Origin of the sequence: [Mycobacterium] fortunisiensis, from assembly GCF_019050325.1 — a bacterium.
Lineage (GTDB): Bacteria > Actinomycetota > Actinomycetes > Mycobacteriales > Mycobacteriaceae > Mycobacterium > Mycobacterium fortunisiensis.
Genome location: NZ_VOMB01000006.1, coordinates 205306 through 217542 on the forward strand (window position 1 = coordinate 205306; position 12237 = coordinate 217542).

General features: G+C 68.3%; 16 protein-coding genes. 11 read left to right on the plus strand and 5 right to left on the minus strand.

From position 1 onward, the window contains the following. Nucleotides 1-102: 102 nt before the first annotated feature. Nucleotides 103-540, plus strand: a complete 438-nt coding sequence (locus FR943_RS05390) for a hypothetical protein (RefSeq protein ID WP_217155310.1) — start codon at nucleotides 103-105, stop codon at nucleotides 538-540. On the opposite strand, the gene FR943_RS05395 is transcribed toward FR943_RS05390, so the two are convergent. Genes FR943_RS05395 through FR943_RS05410 form a run of 4 tightly spaced genes read right to left on the minus strand, consistent with a single transcriptional unit; the run spans nucleotide 537 to nucleotide 3331 of the window. After that, nucleotides 537-1355, minus strand: a complete 819-nt coding sequence (locus FR943_RS05395; RefSeq protein WP_217155311.1) for a L,D-transpeptidase — start codon at nucleotides 1353-1355, stop codon at nucleotides 537-539. The two genes, FR943_RS05390 and FR943_RS05395, sit on opposite strands and share 4 nt — an antisense overlap. After that, the gene (locus FR943_RS05400) at nucleotides 1348-1563 is read right to left on the minus strand and encodes an SCO6045 C-terminal-like domain-containing protein (RefSeq protein WP_217155401.1); all 216 of its coding nucleotides are present in this window, start codon (nucleotides 1561-1563) and stop codon (nucleotides 1348-1350) included. Before FR943_RS05400 ends, FR943_RS05395 begins: the two co-directional genes overlap by 8 nt. After that, complete coding sequence (locus tag FR943_RS05405; protein ID WP_217155312.1) at nucleotides 1560-2423, minus strand: MbnB/TglH/ChrH family RiPP precursor modification enzyme; 864 nt, start codon at nucleotides 2421-2423, stop codon at nucleotides 1560-1562. Before FR943_RS05405 ends, FR943_RS05400 begins: the two co-directional genes overlap by 4 nt. Beyond that, nucleotides 2420-3331 (minus strand): TIGR04222 domain-containing membrane protein, encoded by a 912-nt coding sequence (locus tag FR943_RS05410; RefSeq protein WP_217155313.1) that lies wholly within the window; start codon nucleotides 3329-3331, stop codon nucleotides 2420-2422. Before FR943_RS05410 ends, FR943_RS05405 begins: the two co-directional genes overlap by 4 nt. A 222-nt stretch (nucleotides 3332-3553) precedes the next feature. Between FR943_RS05410 and FR943_RS05415 the strand changes: the two genes are divergently transcribed. The 3 genes from FR943_RS05415 to FR943_RS05425 are packed head-to-tail and all read left to right on the plus strand — an operon-like array spanning nucleotide 3554 to nucleotide 5035. Continuing rightward, nucleotides 3554-4081, plus strand: coding sequence for a YdcF family protein (locus tag FR943_RS05415; RefSeq protein ID WP_217155396.1), 528 nt, complete (start codon nucleotides 3554-3556; stop codon nucleotides 4079-4081). A gap of 45 nt (nucleotides 4082-4126) precedes the next feature. Beyond that, nucleotides 4127-4387 (plus strand): hypothetical protein, encoded by a 261-nt coding sequence (locus FR943_RS05420; RefSeq protein ID WP_246584852.1) that lies wholly within the window; start codon nucleotides 4127-4129, stop codon nucleotides 4385-4387. A 24-nt stretch (nucleotides 4388-4411) separates the two neighbouring features. Further along, nucleotides 4412-5035 carry a TetR/AcrR family transcriptional regulator gene (locus FR943_RS05425; protein ID WP_217155314.1) on the plus strand — a complete coding sequence of 208 codons (624 nt, stop codon included), beginning with the start codon at nucleotides 4412-4414 and terminating at the stop codon, nucleotides 5033-5035. Here FR943_RS05425 and FR943_RS05430 read toward each other — a convergent pair. After that, nucleotides 5028-5504 carry a DUF2834 domain-containing protein gene (locus FR943_RS05430; protein ID WP_217155315.1) on the minus strand — a complete coding sequence of 159 codons (477 nt, stop codon included), beginning with the start codon at nucleotides 5502-5504 and terminating at the stop codon, nucleotides 5028-5030. The genes FR943_RS05425 and FR943_RS05430 overlap by 8 nt on opposite strands. Nucleotides 5505-5592: 88 nt before the next feature. Between FR943_RS05430 and FR943_RS05435 the strand changes: the two genes are divergently transcribed. The 7 genes from FR943_RS05435 to FR943_RS05465 all read left to right on the plus strand — a co-directional run bounded on the left by FR943_RS05435 (nucleotide 5593) and on the right by FR943_RS05465 (nucleotide 12236). After that, nucleotides 5593-6198, plus strand: a complete 606-nt coding sequence (locus FR943_RS05435) for a TetR/AcrR family transcriptional regulator (protein WP_217155316.1) — start codon at nucleotides 5593-5595, stop codon at nucleotides 6196-6198. 69 nt (nucleotides 6199-6267) lie between these two features. Beyond that, nucleotides 6268-7824, plus strand: a complete 1557-nt coding sequence (locus FR943_RS05440) for a phytoene desaturase family protein (RefSeq protein WP_217155317.1) — start codon at nucleotides 6268-6270, stop codon at nucleotides 7822-7824. A gap of 9 nt (nucleotides 7825-7833) precedes the next feature. Next, nucleotides 7834-8274 carry an SRPBCC family protein gene (locus tag FR943_RS05445; protein ID WP_217155318.1) on the plus strand — a complete coding sequence of 147 codons (441 nt, stop codon included), beginning with the start codon at nucleotides 7834-7836 and terminating at the stop codon, nucleotides 8272-8274. Between the two features lie 22 nt (nucleotides 8275-8296). Continuing rightward, the gene (locus FR943_RS05450) at nucleotides 8297-9379 is read left to right on the plus strand and encodes a CaiB/BaiF CoA transferase family protein (protein WP_217155319.1); all 1083 of its coding nucleotides are present in this window, start codon (nucleotides 8297-8299) and stop codon (nucleotides 9377-9379) included. 66 nt (nucleotides 9380-9445) lie between these two features. After that, nucleotides 9446-10339, plus strand: coding sequence for a universal stress protein (locus FR943_RS05455; protein WP_217155320.1), 894 nt, complete (start codon nucleotides 9446-9448; stop codon nucleotides 10337-10339). Nucleotides 10340-10359: 20 nt separating this feature from the next. Continuing rightward, nucleotides 10360-11241: a universal stress protein gene (locus FR943_RS05460; protein ID WP_217155398.1), complete on the plus strand. Its 882-nt coding sequence runs from the start codon at nucleotides 10360-10362 to the stop codon at nucleotides 11239-11241. A gap of 80 nt (nucleotides 11242-11321) precedes the next feature. Continuing rightward, a complete protein-coding gene (locus tag FR943_RS05465; RefSeq protein WP_217155321.1) occupies nucleotides 11322-12236 on the plus strand; it encodes a TIGR03564 family F420-dependent LLM class oxidoreductase in 915 nt (304 codons plus the stop codon). Nucleotide 12237 lies beyond the last annotated feature (1 nt).

Below are 12237 nucleotides of genomic sequence, written 5' to 3' on the forward strand. Positions count from 1 at the left end.
GCGTAGCGGGAAGCATGGCAATTGCGTCAGGCACTCGCACAACTGTGTATACCACCGCAACCAGCTCGCGGGACCGCACGCGAATTGGATACGTGCAGTGCGGTGGGTCTGCGCGCCGGAACACTGGGCATGGCCGCGGACGGTTCCGTCACCATCGCCGCCGAGGGATGCGACGACCTGCCCGCCGTGTCCGAGATCATTCGCTCGGCCGATCTGATCCTCAGCGCCTCCGCCGTCGCGATCGAGGGCACGCCCGAATTCGGCGGTTCCGCCACTCAGACACCGGCGGGAGTGCTCGCAACCCGGCGGGTGATCCTGGAGCACATCCTGGCCGAGTGCACGTCAGCCGAACCGGTCCGAATCGCCCAAAGGCACCTTGAGGTCAACGGATTCAGAATCAGCCTCGCCACGGGCCGTGTCACGCGCGACGGTGACCCGGTCGACGTCACACCGAAGAAGCGCCACGGGGCGTGGCAACCGGCCGCGGACCGACTGCTGACGACGATCGTCGGAACCGTCGTGGCGCTTCTCGAGACCTAGATCTGCCAGTCGTTGGAGCCGTCGTACCGGGTGTAGGTGCCGGTCGAGTTCTGCACGATGATGGGATCGCCGGGGCGGACGGTGTCGAAGAACCACTTGGCGTTGGCCGGGCTGATGTTGATGCAGCCGTGACTGACGTTGCGCTTGCCCTGATCGGACACAGACCACGGAGCGCTGTGCACGAAGTCGCCGCTGTCATCGAACCGGACGGCCAGATCGACCGTCAGCTTGTATCCGTACTTCGAGTTGACCGGGACACCGTAGGTCGACGAATCCATCACCACCGAGGGCAGCTTCTCCTGAACGTAGAAGGTGCCGTTGGGTGTCTGGTGGCCGCCGGATGCCATGCCCATCGACATCGGGATGGTTTTCTCCACGGTGCCGTTGCGGGTGACGGTCAGCTGGTGGGTGGCGTCGTTGGCGGTGGCCACCAGCGCGTCCCCGATGGTGAAGGTGGATACCGTGCCCGCGGCGTCGACGGTGACCGAGGTGTGGGCCGGCCAGAAGCTCAGCGGGCGCCAACGCAGTTGCGTCGGGGTTATCCAGTAGAACTTGCCGGGGACTTCCGGGACCGACGAGATGTGGATGGCGTTCTCGGTGGCACCGGCATCCGCTACCGGGCTCGGGAAGTTGATGATGACCGGCTGGGCTACCCCGACCGTCGAGCCGTCGGCCGGAACCAGCCTCGGCGGCTCGAACGGTGCCGGATCTGCTTGTGCGGCACCGGCACCCAACACCAACGCACAACCCACCATCGAAGCCGCTCCGGCCGCCCGCAAAGCGCCGAAAAGCCTGCCCCACGTCCACTCAGTCATGCCGCCATCGTGTCATGCTGGTCAGCCCTGTCCGGTGATCCGGCCACCACCGGCGCCGACGAGTCGTGGCACCCGAGTGCGCGTCCCGCTTGTGCCGGCACACCTCGCCGGCGGCGGCCACAGCCACTGGGTCGAATCCCGAAGGCACCGGGCCGCCGGCAACCAGGGCCCGCACCAACGCTTCCTGCCGAGCGGCCAGAGACTTCATGCCCACACCTCCCGCGCCGATGCCGTGATCGCCGCGGCCCCCGCTGCCGTGGCGATCGAGTCGAGCTCGTCGAACAATTCGGCAGCCGGTGGGTAGCGCCCGTCGCGCTCCAGCATGACCGGGGTGTCCACCCGCTCGCGCAGTGCCGTCACCAGTTCCAGCACGTCCGGTGGCGTCGGATCGGTGTGGGTGTCGTGGTAGAAGCCGTCGCCCTGGCGGCCGCCGGCGACGTGGCTGTAGGCGACCCGTTCGACCGGCAGCCGGGCCAATTCCCGCTGCGGGTCCAGGCCCCGGTTGCGGGCGTTGGCGTAGACGTTCGCCACGTCGAGCACCAGCAGCACGCCGGTGCGTTCCACCAACTCGGTGAGGAACTCCGAATCGCTCAGGTCCGATTCGGGCCACTCGACGAACGCGGCGATGTTCTCCACCGCCAGCGGGACACCCAGCTGCTCGGTGGTGCGTTTGATGTTGCGCGCCAGCACATCCAGTGCTTCACCGGTTCGTGGCACCGGCAGCAGGTGTCCGGCCTCGACGCCGCCGGCCCGGACGAAGGCGATGTGCTCGCTTACCAGAGGTGACTCCAGTGCCGCGGCGCAGGCCGCCAACCGGGCGATCCGGGCCGGCTGCACCGGGTCCACCCCGCCCAACGACAGCGCCACCCCGTGCGGGATCACCGGGACCTTCGCGGCGAGCGCGGTGAGCCTCGCATCCGGCCGCGCCCGACGCCGCCGGATCGGCACGGATTCGGCGATCACCTCACAGAACCCGGGCGTGAGATCGTCGATGACCCCGGCGATTTCGCGTCGCCAGCCCAACCCGATGTCACCCAGCGTCGGCACGAGGCGTTCGGTGGCGCTCATCCGCCGCACCCTCCGCAGCCACCGCACCCGCCGCACCCTCCACAGCCACCGCCGCCGTCCCCGCCGCAGGACGCGCCGCACCCTCCACCGCCGTCCCCGCCGGCGGAACTTCCGGCCAGCTGCACCGAGCTGGAATAGTCGGCGTCGAGCGCCCACAGTGCTGCGGTGCCGAACAGCGCCACCGAAAGCGCCACTGCCGCTGGGCCATAGGTGTCGAACGCGGGCCGCTCGGCCGGGTTCAGATAGGCCAGCCGGCCCTGCTCGGCGGCCAGCCGGTGCCGGCCGGCCCGGGTCAGCCGGTCCACACTGAGCAGCCGGGGCAGCACGATGGACGAGTAGCCGACGGTCACCAGGATCAGCAGCACCAAGGGCACCACGTTCGGTGGGTGTTGGGTCACGTGTGTGGCCAGGTAGACGCCGTAGCCGACGCCGCAGGCCAGCACCAGAAGTGCCGGTGCAGTGCCCCAGCGCATCCGGGCCCGCTCGGCATGGGTGCGAACCAGGCCGCGTCGGCTCAGCTCTTCTTCCAGTCCGTTGAGGTCGTCGCAGGATGCGTCGTACAGGTCGGACACGGTGTGATCGGGGTCGGCGGCGGCCCGCGCCAGGATCTGTTCGGTGAACCGGTCACGCTCCGGACCGGCCGGCACCGTCGGGTCCACCTGGCGGTCTCCGGTGATCCGTCCCTCGGCGCGCAGAACGGCCAGCGCGGTCACCACCGGGGCGACGTCCGACCGTAGAAAGGCGAGCTCGGTCGAGCTCAACGGTTCCTGGCTGGCGGGTCGCCGCGGTGCGGTGGCGATCCGCCACACCACGGCGAAGACCGTCGCGGCGGCCAGGCCGGCCAGGTATCCGTAGGCCCCGGTGGTCATTGCCGACCCATACCAATCGATCAGCTCCACGATTGACATCACTGCCACCTCCTGGTGTTCGGTTTGAGAACACCGTGGCGGGCGGGGCGGGCTACCGTGCACAACTTTCGGGGGCGTCAGCGCCGGTCCACATTGGACACAATGCGCCACAGGGACCCTATCTGTAACATCGCCCCCATAGGCATCGATAATCACGCGTGTCGCAAATTTGGGGGTGATGCTGTGCGCCGAGCGTTGGCGGCCGCTGTCCTCGCGCTGACGATGACCTGTGGCGGGCCGGTCCCGTCCGTCGCGCAGGCCGCCCCGCCGGCGGCCGGCAAGGACTTCACCAAACCCGCGATCGTCATCCTGGGCTACGGCCTGAAACCCGACGGGTCGATGCGCGCGATCCTCTACCACCGGGTGCTGACCGGCCTGGCCATCGCCCAGGCCTTCCCGCAGTCACCCGTCATCGTCACCGGCGGCAACCCGCAGAACGGCCGGACCGAAGCCGCCCAGATGCGCAATCTGCTTCTCATGCTTGGCTTTCCGCCCCGCCGGATCATCGTCGAGGACCGGGCCAACAGCACCGTGCAGAACGCCCAGTTCTCGGTGCCGCTGGCCAAGAAGGCCGGCGCCACCGGCATCATCGTCGTGACCTCCTCGACCCATCAGGGCCGTGCTGATCAGAACTTCGCCGACGCCGGCGGCACGGTGCTGGCCACGGTGAGCTTCCCCGACGGCAACCCCTCGGTGAACATCGCGCAGTTCGTCCGCGACGTGTTGAGCCCATTGACTCCGATCGGCTGAAACGACGCGGTTAAGCTGGCGGTATTCGGATGAAAGTGGGACGAGATGGTGGGTCCTGGTCGGGTAGGTCAACTGCTGGCCGCGTGCTGTGCCGCAGCCATCGTCTTCGCGCCGTCGGCGAGTGCCCAACCGGCAGCCCTGGACCCCACCGGTAACCGGTCGGGCGGGCCGGTGCCCACCGTCAACGGGGTGCCCTGCGTGGGCGGCAATCTCGGCGTGTGCCTGAGTTTCCGGCAGAACCGGCCGCCGGCGGCCAATCCGGGTGCGCGCTCGAGCGTCGGTCACAGCCCCACCGTGCGGCGCTGACCGGCACTACGATTGCTGCCCGAGATGAACAGTCCCGCCGCCTCCGTCCAGGCTGACACGAGCCCCGACAAAGCCCACGACAAGAACTCGTTCCGATCCCGCCTGCTCGACGCCCTCGTCGAGTCGATCGTGGAGGTCGGCTACCAGAACACCACGGTCGCCGACATCGTGCGGCGCGCCAAGACGTCGCGCCGGACGTTCTACGAACACTTCGACAGTCGCGAGGCGTGCTTTGTCGCGCTGCTGACCACCGTCAACTCTCAACATGTCCGCGGGATCGCCACGGCCGTCGACCAGACTGCGCCGTGGCAGGATCAGGTCCGCCAGGCGGTCGAGGCGTGGATCGCTTCATATCAGGCCCATCCCGAGTTGATGGTGGCCTGGATTCGCGACATGCCGGCGCTGGGCGCCTCGGCACGCGCGTTGCAGCGGGAATCCATGGAGAAGTTCGTCGCAATGGTGCAGGCCATGACGAGCACCGAGGTGTTTCGTTCGGCCGGGGTGTCGATCTCGCGGCGGCGCACCATCATGATGCTGGGCGGGCTGCGTGAGCTCACGGCGATCACCGTGGAGAGCGGTGGGCAGGTCGGCGATATCACCGAGGACGCGGTGCAGGCGTGTACCGCGCTGTTGACACCGCTCAGCTGACGGTGAGCTCGGCCTGTTGGTGGCGGCGCTGCCGCTCGATGGTCGCGAAGTAGAACGCGAACGCGAACGCGAAACTGGTGAACAGGCTGGACACGAAGAACAGCCAGGGGTGACGGATGCCGCGCCGCAGGCCGTCGATGATCGTGAACAGCGGCAGCAGAATGACATTCGCGATGGTGTAGTCGGCGCTGGCCGAGCTGGCGGCGGGGTTGGCGTAGCCGAGCGTGATGAACTCCGACCAGCTGCCCGGGCCCCAGATGGGGTTGCCGCCGGGTTCGGCGTACTGCGCGACGAACTGCGCGTTGAAATACCAGCAGATCGGTATCGACGCGAGCCCGACGAGGTAGAAGGCCAACTCGGCACGGGACAGGGCCGGCCCGGGTGGTCGGGAGAAGATACCGGGGTTGAGGCGGATCACGAGCGCGACGACGGCCACACCCAGAACTGCGTGGACTATGAGCGACACCATGGCGTGAGCACACTCGCCCGCCGAAGTTTTGTCAATAGTGACATTTCGGGATGTACCGGTGATCCTCGGGATGGGGTAACTTCGCGGCATGGTCCGACCGGCGCAGACGGCGCGCAGCGAGCGCACTCGCGAGGCGTTGCGTCAGGCCGCGCTGGTGCGGTTTTTGGCCCAGGGGGTGGAGGACACCTCGGCCGAACAGATCGCCGCCGACGCCGGGGTGTCGCTGCGCACGTTCTACCGGCACTTCACGTCCAAACATGACCTGCTGTTTGCCGACTACGACGCGGGCCTGCACTGGTTCCGGGCCGCCTTGGCCGAGCGGCCGGCGACCGAATCCGTCCTCGACTCGGTGCAATCGGCCATCCTGGCCTTCCCGTACGACGTCGATGCGGTGACCAAGATCGCCAGCATGCGTGCCGCCGAACTCGATCCCGAACGGATCGTGCGCCACATCCGCCAGGTGGAGTCCGACTTCGCCGACGCGGTGGCCGATCTGCTGGTGTCCCGGCACGGCGGTGTGCCGGCCGGTGACGAGCGCCTGCGGATCGTGGTCCTCGCCAGATGTGTCGCGGCCTCGGTCTTCGGCGCCATGGAGTTGTGGATGGTGGGTGGTGACGCGGGGCAGCGGTCCCTGCCCGAGTTGGCGCGGATGTGTCGGACGGCGCTGGAAGCGTTGCGGTCCGGGTTGGCCTGACGGGCTGCGGCTCCCAACGCAGTTTCGTCATTATTGACAAAACCTCGGGCGAAGTGTCAGCCTCAGTCGATGGCGGACTACGACGCGATCGTGATCGGCGCCGGGCACAACGGGTTGGCCGCCGCGGTGCTCTTGGCCCGGGCGGGCCTGCGCACGGTGTGTCTCGAGGCCAAGCGCTACGCCGGCGGCATGGCCTCGACGGTGGAGTTGTTCGACGGCTACCGATTCGAGATCGCCGGGTCGCTGCAGTTTCCGACCGCGGCGGTGGTGAGCGCGGAACTCGGGCTGGACCGCCTGCCCACCGTGGACCTGGAGGTCATGTCGGTGTCGCTGCGTGGAATCGGTGACCCGCCGGTCGTCTACTACGCCGACCCGATGAAGATGCTCGCCCACCTCGATGAGGTCCACGGCGCCGACGCGGTGGCCGGGATGGCCGGCCTGATGGCCTGGAGCCTGGCGCCCACCCGTGCGCTGGGCCGGTTCGACGCAGGCCGCCCACCGCGCACCCTGGACGAGATGTATGCCTGTGCGGCAACCGAATCCGAGCGCTCGGCCATCGATGACCTACTGTTCGGATCGGTCAGCGACGTGCTGGACCGCTACCTGCCCGACCGGGACAAGCACGGCGCGCTGCGCGGCATGCTGGCGTTCCTGGCGGTCAACACCACCTACCGCGGACCCGAGACACCGGGCAGCGCGGCCGCCCTGGCCTACGGGCTGGCGGTACCCGACGAGAACGCCGTGCTGATGAAGAAGCTCGCGGGTGGCATCGGTGCGCTGACCGAACATCTCTCAGCCCGGCTCGCCGCCGCCGGGGGAGAGCTGCGGCTGCGCAGCGCTGTGGAACGCATCCTGGTGGCCGACGACCGGGTGACCGGGGTGCGGCTGTCCGACGGTACGGCGGTCAACGCGCCGGTGGTGGTGTCGGCCATCGCCCCGGACACCACGGTCACCGAGCTGATCGATCCCGAGGCGCTGCCGGCCGAGGTGCGTGACCGGTTCAGCCATGTCGACCACCGCGGCAGCTATCTGCAGATGCACTTCGCCCTCGATGGAGCACCGACCTTCGAGGCCCCCTACGGCATGCTCAACGACCCGGAGATGCAAGCCGCCATCGGACTTTTCAGCACCCCCGAAGCGCTGCAGCAGCAGTGGCAGGACGCGCGCCGCGGCATCGTGCCCGCCGATCCGGCCATTGCGTTCCAGATCCCGTCGGCCCACGATCCGACACTGGCGCCGGCCGGCAAGCACGCCGCCTCCGCGTTCGCGCTGTGGTTCCCGGTCGAGGCGTCGGCCTCGGGCTACGGCGAACTCAAGGCCGAGATGGGGCGGCGCGTCATCGAGAAGATCACCAGATTGGCACCGGATTTCGAGCGCCGGATCATCCGGCACACCACGTTCACCCCGCGGCACATGGGCACCATGTTCGGCGCGCCGGGCGGCGACTACTGTCACGGCCTGATCCATCCCGAGCAGATGGGCCCCAACCGCCCGGGTCCGAAAGGGTATGTGGGTCAACCGATTCCCCTCGACGGCCTGTACCTGGGCAGCGCCGGGTGCCACGGCGGCCCCGGAATCACCTTCATCCCGGGCTACAACGCCGCCAAGGCCGTCCTCGGGGAGTAATCTCGCCGCATGGCAACCAGCGATTCCCGCGAAGTAGTGATCGAGGCGACCCCACAGGAAATCCTCGATGTGGTCGCCGACGTCGAGGCGACACCGAGTTGGTCGCCGCAGTACCAGCGCGCCGAGATCCTCCAGACCTACGACGACGGCAGGCCCAAACAGGTCAAGATGACGGTGAAGGCCGCCGGGCTGACCGACGAGCAGGTGATCGAGTACACCTGGAGCGAGAACAAGGTCAGCTGGACGCTGGTGAGCGCCGGACAGCTCAAGGCCCAAGACGCCAGCTACACCTTGACCCCTGACGGCGACAAGACCAAGGTCCGCTTCGACATCACCATCGATCTGTCGGTGCCGCTGCCGGGCTTCATCCTGAAGCGGACCATGAAGGGCGGCGTGGAGACCGCCACCGAAGGGCTGCGCAAGCAGGTGCTCAAGGTCAAAAACGGGTAGCGCATGACCTAGTCTGCCTCGCATGACGAATACCGGACCGCTCGCCGGAGTGCGCGTGATCGAACTCGGCGGCATCGGCCCCGGCCCACACGCCGCGATGATGCTGTCGGACCTCGGCGCCGATGTGGTCCGGGTGCGCCGGCCGGGTGGGTTGACCATGCCCGCCGAGAACGTCGATCTGCTGCACCGGGGCAAGCGCATCGTGGACCTGGACGTCAAGGCCGAGCCGGGTGCACTGCTCGAGCTGGCCGCCAAAGCCGATGTGCTGCTGGACTGTTTCCGCCCCGGCACCTGTGAGCGGCTCGGCATCGGGCCGGCCGAATGTGAGGCGGTCAACCCGCGGCTGATCTTCGCCCGGATCACCGGCTGGGGCCAGGACGGGCCGCTGGCCACCACGGCCGGCCACGACATCAACTACCTGTCGCAGACTGGTGCGCTGTCGGCGATCGGCTACCGGGACCGCCCGCCGGTGGCACCGCTGAACCTCGTCGCCGATTTCGGCGGTGGCTCGATGCTGGTGGTCATCGGCATCGTCACCGCACTGTACGAGCGGGAGAAATCCGGTCGGGGACAGGTGATCGACGCGGCCATGGTCGACGGGGTCAGCATGCTGGCGCAGATGATGTGGACCATGCGGGCCACCGGATCGCTGCGCGATGAACGGGAATCGTTCCTGCTCGACGGCGGCGCACCGTATTACCGCACGTATGAGACGTCCGACGGCGGCTACCTGGCGGTCGGGTCGATCGAACCGCAGTTCTTCGCACAGTTGGTGGCGGGCCTCGGCCTGGCGCCCGACGAGATTCCCGGGCAGTTCGAGCTGGCCCGCTACGACGAGATGCGGGCGGTGTTCACCGAGCGGTTCAAGACCAAGACCCGCGCCGAGTGGACCGAGATCTTCGCCGGCACCGATGCCTGCGTGACACCGGTGCTCACCTGGGGCGAGGCCGTCGACAACGAGCACTTGCGGGCGCGGTCGACGTTGGTGGACCGTGACGGTGTGGTGCAGGCGGCACCGGCGCCGAGGTTCTCCCGAACCTCGGCCGTGGTCTCCGGTGCTCCGCCGCAATCGACGACGGACATCGCCGACATCGGCTGGGACTGACGTTCGACGGCGCAGTAGAGCCTTTGTGCTCTGGCCATCCGGCACGGAAACCGCCACGATGAAGGCATGGCTTCCCCGGATGCACCTGTAGTGGTCGGAATCGACGGCAGTGACGAAGCGCTGCGTGCGGCCCGCTGGGCTGCCGCCGTCGCCGACGGGTTCGGTGCCCCGCTGCGCATCGTGCACGCATTGCCGTCGCTGGGCCGCAACCTGACTCAGACTGCCGCGGCCCTGACCGCGGCGATGATGTCCTACCAGCAGGACATGGCCCAGGCATTCCTGAAGGCCGCCACCGAGACTGTCGCTGCCGACCACCCCGAATTACGGGTAACCACAGACTCGTTCAACGAACCGGCCGATCAGGTGTTGATCGAGGCCAGTCGCGACGCGCGGCTGGTGGTGCTCGGCGGCAAGACGGTGAGCCCGGCGGCCGCACTGCTGCTGGGTTCGACCGCATTGTCGGTGGCGACCCGGGCCGCCTGCCCGGTGGTGGCGCTGCGTGGTGAGCACGTCGCCCCGGGAACCGGCCCGGTCGTGGTCGGGGTCGACGACAGCCCGGCCGCCCAGGCGGCGTTGGCGACGGCGTTCGACTTTGCCGACCGGTTCGGGCTGTCCGTCATTGCCGTGCGCTCGTTGTCCCTGGCCGCGCCGATGGAAACCGGTGTCACCATTCCACTGCTGATCGACTGGGACGGCGTGGAATCGGCGGAGCTGGCCGAGTTGACCGAAACCGTTGCGGTGCACAACAAGCGCCATCCGGGTGTCGAGGCCAAATGCTTCATCGAGCCGGACTCGCCGGGTAAGGCGCTGCTGAAGCATGCCGCGGAGTCCGGGCTGGTGGTTGTCGGTTCCCGCGGCCGCAACGTGCTGGCCGGGGTGGTGCTCGGCTCGACGAGCCTGAATCTGCTGCACCACAGCCCAGTCCCGGTGCTGATCTGCCGCGCACCATCCGATGCGTGACCACAGTGGAGGAGTATTCGATGGAATCCCAATCGGTTCGCCGAGGAATCGTCGTCGGAATCGACGGTTCGCCGTCCTCGGATGCAGCGGTGGCCTGGGCGGCGCGGGACGCGGCGCTCCGCGGTGTCGAACTCATCCTGGTGCACGCACTGCCGGGTGCGTTGTCACCGGTATGGCTGGATGTCGCACTGCCCGAAGACTATTGGCAATACCAGAACGAGCAGGGTCAGGAAGTGCTCGACGCGGCCGAGCAGGTCGCCATCAAGGCCACCGCTGACGAGGGGCCGCCCCGCATCGTCGGCAAAGCCGTTCCCGGGCACGCGGTTGCCACCCTGATCGAATACTCCCGTCGCGCCGATCTGGTGGTCGTCGGATCTCGCGGCCTGGGCAAGTGGGGGCGCCGGCTGCTCGGTTCGGTGAGCTCGAGCCTGGTGCTGCACGCCCACTGCCCGGTTGCCGTCATCCATGGCGAGGCCGGTCAGCTCGACCACAAGGCTCCCGTGGTGGTCGGTCTCGACGGCTCACCGGCCTCGGAGTTGGCCACCGAGATCGCCTTCGACGAAGCATCAAGGCGCGGTGTGGAACTCGTGGCGGTGCATGCCTGGGCCGACGTGGAACGAGATGTGCCCGGCGTCAACTGGCCCGACCTCAAACCGCGTGAGGAACGCGTCCTTGCCGAGCAGTTGGCGGGCTGGTCCGAACGCTATCCGGATGTTGCGGTGCGGCGGGTGCTGGTCCAGGACTCACCGGCACGGCAATTGCTCGACCATGCCGAGTCGGCGCAACTGGTGGTGGTCGGCAGCCGCGGTCGCGGCGGGTTCACCGGCATGCTGCTGGGTTCGGTGAGCTCCGAGGTGGTGCATTCGGCGCCGGTGCCGGTGATCGTGGCCCGCCGGTCGTAGACGCGTCGTCAGCTGTCACGGGTTCGACGCACCGTGACCGGAACGGAATGTCCGGGGCTGCGCTGGGCGTTGGTACCTTCATGCCCACCGGAGTCGTCCTCGCCCTGGATCCATCCGCCGCCAACCTCGTCGACGCCGCGATCGCGCAAGCGCGCACCGCCCACGCGGCGGGTGTCCGCCAGGTCTGGCTGGCTCAACAGTTCGACGTCGACGCAATCACCCTGGCCGCGTTGATCGGCGCGGCGGTCCCGGGGCTGGGCGTGGGCACCTCGGTGGTGCCGATCAATCCCCGTCACCCGCTGCTGGTCGCCTCCGGCGCACAGACCGCCCAGGCCGCTGCGCACGGAAACTTCAGCCTCGGCCTCGGTTTGGGCTCACACGCTCCTGAACATCGGGCGTTCGGCAAGGTGTGGTCGAATCCGGCCGGACGGCTGCGCGAATACCTGCGGGTGCTGCGATCGATTTTCGACGACGGCGCAGTCGATTTCGTGGGCAATGAGTTCACCGCACAGCCGGAATGGCCGGTGCGGGTGCCCGGCGGCGCACCTATCCCGGTCTATGTGGCCGCGATGGGTCCCAAGGCGTTGCAGGCCACGGGCGAGTTGGCCGACGGTACCCTGCCGTATCTGGCCGGCCCCCGCACCATCGGCGAGTTCATCGCGCCCACCATCGGCGCGGCGGCGGCTGCCGCGGGTCGTCCCGCCCCGCGCATCATCGCCGCAGTGCCCACTCTGGTGTCCGACGACGTGGACGCGGCCTGTGCGCTCGCCGCCCAGCAGCTGGCGTTCTACGAAACCATCCCCTCGTATCAAAAAATCATTGCCCGCGAAGGTGTTCCGTCAGCAGCCGAGCTGGCCGCAGTCGGTTCGGCAGAGCAGGTGCGCGAACAGTTGCAGCGCTATCTCGACGCGGGCGCCACCGAGGTGGTGTTGAGTCCGTTGCGTAACGAGCCGGATGACCTGGCGGCGTTGTGGGCAGTGGCGGCCGGCCTGTAGA

What these genes read in the sequence shown, in the direction of transcription:
- FR943_RS05395 (WP_217155311.1), bottom strand. Translation starts at nt 1,355, where the DNA reads ATGACTGAGTGGACGTGGGGCAGGCTTTTCGGCGCTTTGCGGGCGGCC.
- FR943_RS05400 (WP_217155401.1), bottom strand. Translation starts at nt 1,563, where the DNA reads ATGAAGTCTCTGGCCGCTCGGCAGGAAGCGTTGGTGCGGGCCCTGGTT.
- FR943_RS05405 (WP_217155312.1), bottom strand. Translation starts at nt 2,423, where the DNA reads ATGAGCGCCACCGAACGCCTCGTGCCGACGCTGGGTGACATCGGGTTG.
- FR943_RS05410 (WP_217155313.1), bottom strand. Translation starts at nt 3,331, where the DNA reads ATGTCAATCGTGGAGCTGATCGATTGGTATGGGTCGGCAATGACCACC.
- FR943_RS05415 (WP_217155396.1), top strand. Translation starts at nt 3,554, where the DNA reads ATGACCTGTGGCGGGCCGGTCCCGTCCGTCGCGCAGGCCGCCCCGCCG.
- FR943_RS05420 (WP_246584852.1), top strand. Translation starts at nt 4,127, where the DNA reads ATGGTGGGTCCTGGTCGGGTAGGTCAACTGCTGGCCGCGTGCTGTGCC.
- FR943_RS05425 (WP_217155314.1), top strand. Translation starts at nt 4,412, where the DNA reads ATGAACAGTCCCGCCGCCTCCGTCCAGGCTGACACGAGCCCCGACAAA.
- FR943_RS05430 (WP_217155315.1), bottom strand. Translation starts at nt 5,504, where the DNA reads ATGGTGTCGCTCATAGTCCACGCAGTTCTGGGTGTGGCCGTCGTCGCG.
- FR943_RS05435 (WP_217155316.1), top strand. Translation starts at nt 5,593, where the DNA reads ATGGTCCGACCGGCGCAGACGGCGCGCAGCGAGCGCACTCGCGAGGCG.
- FR943_RS05440 (WP_217155317.1), top strand. Translation starts at nt 6,268, where the DNA reads ATGGCGGACTACGACGCGATCGTGATCGGCGCCGGGCACAACGGGTTG.
- FR943_RS05445 (WP_217155318.1), top strand. Translation starts at nt 7,834, where the DNA reads ATGGCAACCAGCGATTCCCGCGAAGTAGTGATCGAGGCGACCCCACAG.
- FR943_RS05450 (WP_217155319.1), top strand. Translation starts at nt 8,297, where the DNA reads ATGACGAATACCGGACCGCTCGCCGGAGTGCGCGTGATCGAACTCGGC.
- FR943_RS05455 (WP_217155320.1), top strand. Translation starts at nt 9,446, where the DNA reads ATGGCTTCCCCGGATGCACCTGTAGTGGTCGGAATCGACGGCAGTGAC.
- FR943_RS05460 (WP_217155398.1), top strand. Translation starts at nt 10,360, where the DNA reads ATGGAATCCCAATCGGTTCGCCGAGGAATCGTCGTCGGAATCGACGGT.
- FR943_RS05465 (WP_217155321.1), top strand. Translation starts at nt 11,322, where the DNA reads ATGCCCACCGGAGTCGTCCTCGCCCTGGATCCATCCGCCGCCAACCTC.